This window comes from Microbacterium sp. (genome assembly GCF_031178525.1).
In the GTDB taxonomy this organism is placed as follows: domain Bacteria; phylum Actinomycetota; class Actinomycetes; order Actinomycetales; family Microbacteriaceae; genus Microbacterium.
Genome location: NZ_JAPSJA010000211.1, coordinates 1 through 4002, shown reverse-complemented (window position 1 = coordinate 4002; position 4002 = coordinate 1). Strand labels below are relative to the sequence as shown.

Genomic DNA, 4002 nt, shown 5'->3' with positions numbered 1-4002 from the left:
CGCTGGCGGAGCCGGCGGCGTGAGCGGAGACGGGGCGCGCGAAGTGGCTGCACAGGACATCGTCCTCGGCGTCGACATGGGTACGACGGCGACGAAGGTCGTGGCGTACACGCCGGACGGGCGGCAGCTCGCGTCCTCATCGCACGGCTACCCGCTCGAGGAGCCGCACCCCGGTCACGCCGTGCAGGACCCGGATCTCATCCTGGGCGCCGTCTACGAGGGCGTCCGCGACGTGGTCGCCGACCTCGGCGCCGACCGGATCGCGGGGCTGTCGTTCTCGTCCGCCATGCACAGCCTGCTCGCGCTCGACGTCGAGCTGCAGCCGATGACCCCGGTCATCACCTGGGCGGACACGCGCGCGTCTGCGCAGTCCGAGCGGCTGCGCGCCTCGGCCAACGGGCTCGCACTGCACCGCCGCACGGGCACGCCGATCCACCCGATGTCGCCGCTGACGAAGCTGATGTGGTTCCGCGAGCAGGAGCCGCGGATCCGGCAGACCGCGGCCTTCTGGGTCGGCATCAAGGACTGGGTGCTGCTGCGGATGTGCGGCGCGCTCGTCGTCGACCACTCGCTCGCGTCGGCATCGGGCCTGATGGACATCCACACGCTCGCGTGGGATCAGGAGGCACTGGGGCTCGCGGGCATCCGCGAGGAGCAGCTGCCCGACCTCGTGGCGACCACGACCGTGCTCGACGGGCTCACGGAGGAGGCCGCGGCCGCGACCGGCCTGCGCATCGGGACGCGTGTCGTCGTGGGGGCGGGCGACGGTCCGCTGGCGAACCTCGGCGTGGGCGCCGTGCGCCCGGGTGTCGCGGCGTGCTCGATCGGCACCAGCGGTGCGCTGCGCGTCGCTGTCGACCGGCCGGCGGTCGACCCCCGCGGCGGTGTGTTCTGCTACGCCCTGACGGCCGATCGCTGGGTCATCGGCGGCGCCGTGAACAACGGCGGCATCGTGCTCGACTGGGTGCGCTCCGAGATCGCGGGGGGCGAGGTGCCGACCGAGGAGTTGCTCGACGAGGCCGCGACCGTGCCCGCCGGATCGGGCGGCCTGCTGATGCTGCCGTATCTGCTGAGCGAGCGCGCGCCGCACTGGAGCTCGGTCGCGCGCGGCGCGTACGTGGGCCTGACGCGCGGGCACCGGCGCGAGCATCTCGTGCGCGCGGCGGTCGAGGGCGTGGCGCTGCAGCTCTCGCTCGTGCTGCACTCGATGCGCGCCGCGGGCCTCGACATCCACGAGATCCGCGCGACGGGCGGCGTGATGCAGCATCCGGTCTGGCAGCAGACGCTCGCCGACGCGCTCGGCTCGCCCGTCGGGATGCTCGAGGAGCAGGAGGGCTCCGGGTTCGGCGCCGCGCTGCTCGGCATGGAGGCCCTCGGCCTCATCGAATCGATCGACGTGGCGGCCGACCTCGTGCCGGTGAGCCGCACGATCCGCAACCGTCCCGCCGACGCGGCCGTGTACGCGACCCTGCGGCCGCTGTTCGACGAGCTGTACGACGCGCTGTTCGCGGCGAACGCGCGCCTGCAGAAGCTCGCGCCGTCGCTGCCGCTGGCGTAACAGGGCGTCACCCCGCAATAGGATCGACGGGTGACTTCCGGCCGTTCGTTCTACATCACCACGCCGATCTACTACCCGAGCGACGTGCCCCACATCGGGCACGGCTACACGACGGTGGCGGCGGATGCGCTCGCGCGCTGGCACCGCCAGGCCGGGGACGACACCTGGATGCTCACCGGCACGGACGAGCACGGCCAGAAGATGATGCGCGCCGCGGCGGCGAACGGCGTCACGCCGCAGGAGTGGGTCGACAAGCTCGTGACCGAGGCCTGGTTCCCGCTGCTGAAGACGCTGGATGTCGCGAACGACGACTTCATCCGCACGACGCAGGAGCGTCACGAGACGCGCGCCCAGAAGTTCTGGCAGTCGATCTACGACCGCGGCTACGTGTACGCGGGCGAGTACGAGGCGCTGTACTGCGTCGGCTGCGAGGAGTTCAAGCCCGAGAGCGAGATCGTCGACGGCACCGGCCCGTTCGAGGGCCTCAAGGTCTGCGCGATCCACTCCAAGCCGCTCGAGCTGCTGCACGAGAAGAACTACTTCTTCCAGCTCAGCGAGTTCCAGGACCGCCTGCTGGCGCTGTACCGCGACCAGCCCGACTTCGTGCAGCCCGAGTCGGCGCGCAACGAGGTCGTGGCGTTCGTGCAGCAGGGCCTGAAGGACCTGTCGATCTCGCGCTCCGCGTTCGACTGGGGCATCCCGATCCCGTGGGACAGCTCGCACGTCCTGTACGTGTGGATCGACGCGCTGCTGAACTACGCCACGGCGATCGGCTACGGCTCGGACGAGGAGAACTTCGCCCGTCGCTGGCCCGGCTACCACGTCGTGGGCAAGGACATCCTGCGCTTCCACGCCGTGATCTGGCCGGCGATGCTGATGGCCGCGGGTTTGGACGTGCCCAAGGGCGTGTTCGCGCACGGCTGGCTGCTCGTGGGCGGCGAGAAGATGTCGAAGTCGAAGGCGACGGGCATCGCGCCCGAGACGCTCGTCGAGACGTTCGGCAGCGACGCGTTCCGCTTCTACTTCCTCTCTGCGATCGCCTTCGGCCAGGACGGCTCCTTCTCGTGGGAGGACCTGTCCGCGCGCTACCAGGCCGAGCTCGCGAACGGCTTCGGCAACCTCGCCTCGCGCACGATCGCGATGATCGGCAAGTACTTCGACGGCTCGGTGCCGCAGCCCGGCGCGTACACGGACGTCGATCTCGCGATCCAGAAGGTCGTGCGGGATGCCGCGTCGCGCGCCGACGAGGCGATCGAGCGATTCCGGATCGACGAGGCCATCCGCGCGATCTGGACGATCGTCGACGAGCTCAACGGCTACATCACCGACAACGCGCCGTGGGCCCTGGCCAAGGACGAGACGCAGGCCGAGCGCCTCGCGACCGTGCTCTACACGTGCGCCGAGGGTCTGCGCGCCCTCGCGGTGCTGCTGTCGCCCGTGATGCCGCAGTCCACCGTCAAGCTGTGGGCGGCTCTCGGCGCCGAGCAGGTCCTCGGGGCGCTCGCCGAGCAGCCGATCCGCGAGGCCGGCACGTGGGGCGTCCTACCCGCCGGCACGGCGACGCAGGCCCTCGCGCCGCTGTTCCCGCGCATCGAGCAGGCCGACTGACGTGAGCTCCCCGGAGACTTACGTCCGCGAGCGCGTCAAGGACGGCCGCAAGGACCTCCGCTACCCGGAGGCGCCGGAGCCGCTCGCCGTGCCCGTGTACGACAACCACGCGCACCTCGAGATCACGGACGGCGACGAGCCGCTGGATCTCGCCGCGCACCTCGAGCGCGCACTCGCAGTGGGCATCGCGGGCGTCGTGCAGGCATCCGGCGACGTCGAGTCGTCTCGCTGGGCCGTCGCGGCGGCGGAGGCGCATCCGCGCGTGCTCGCGGCCGTCGCGATCCATCCGAACGATGCGCCCACGTACGCGCAGGCCGGCCGTCTCGATGAGGCCATCGCGGTGATGGACGAGCTCGCCGCCCGCCCGCGCGTGCGTGCGATCGGTGAGACGGGCCTCGACTACTTCCGCACGGACGAGGCGGGGCGCCCCGCGCAGCAGACGTCGTTCGAGGCGCACATCGCGTTGGCGAAGAAGCACGGCATCGCGATGCAGATCCATGACCGCGACGCGCATCGCGACGTGCTCGACACGCTCGCGCGCGTCGGCGCACCCGCACGGACGGTCTTCCACTGCTTCTCGGGCGACGCCGATATGGCGCGCGAGGCCGCGGACAACGGCTACTACCTGTCGTTCGCGGGCAACATCACGTTCAAGAACGCGCAGAACCTGCGCGACGCGCTCGCCGTGACGCCGGTGGAGCGCATCCTGGTCGAGACCGACGCGCCGTTCCTCACGCCCGTGCCGCACCGCGGCCGCCCCAACGCGCCGTACCTCGTTCCCGTCACGGTGCGGTTCATGGCCGCTGAGCTCGGCCTCGACGTCGACGAGCTGTGCG

3 protein-coding genes are annotated in these 4002 nt (G+C 71.2%); all 3 read left to right on the top strand.

The genetic code is table 11. From position 1 onward, the window contains the following. A partial coding sequence (locus tag RIF89_RS11720; RefSeq protein WP_309069288.1) for a gluconokinase occupies positions 1–1558 on the top strand: 1558 nt, incomplete at its 5' end. 30 nt (positions 1559–1588) lie between these two features. Further along, a complete protein-coding gene (gene metG / locus RIF89_RS11715; RefSeq protein WP_309069287.1) occupies positions 1589–3166 on the top strand; it encodes a methionine--tRNA ligase in 1578 nt (525 codons plus the stop codon). 1 nt (position 3167) lies between these two features. Then, on the top strand, positions 3168–4002 hold an 835-nt coding region (locus tag RIF89_RS11710), incomplete at its 3' end, for a TatD family hydrolase (RefSeq protein WP_309069286.1).